Raw genomic sequence first — 360 nt, 5'->3', positions numbered from 1 at the left:
GTTGCAAGCAACGGCCCGCATCGTCGGTGCTGCCTTGCGGCGGCGTCCAACTTGCGACGAAGGATTGGCCGGCATGGGACAGCGCAACCTCGATCGCCCAGAACGGCACCGAGACGAAACGTGCGATCTCGCGATCACGATCCACCACCAACTTCAGCGTCGGCGTCTGCACGCGCCCCACAGACAGCACGCCGGCATAGCCGGCTTGGCGCCCCAGCAGTGTGAACAAGCGACTCAGGTTCATCCCGATCAGCCAGTCGGCGCGCGATCGGGCGAGTGCCGAGAAATACAGCGGCAGCGTCTCGGCGGACGGCTTGTGCGCACCCTGCGCTTTGCGGATCGAGGCATCTTTGTGCGCCG

The 360-nt window shown here is 65.6% G+C and carries 1 protein-coding gene; it reads right to left on the bottom strand.

Going from position 1 to position 360, the window contains the following annotated elements:
• Window positions 1–360 (bottom strand): DNA topoisomerase (locus tag ACR6JA_RS22540; RefSeq protein WP_494599670.1); only part of this gene is annotated, 360 nt, incomplete at both ends.

It is taken from the genome of Cedecea sp. B1(4), from assembly GCF_059414925.1.
This window is presented reverse-complemented; position numbering and strand designations above follow the sequence as displayed.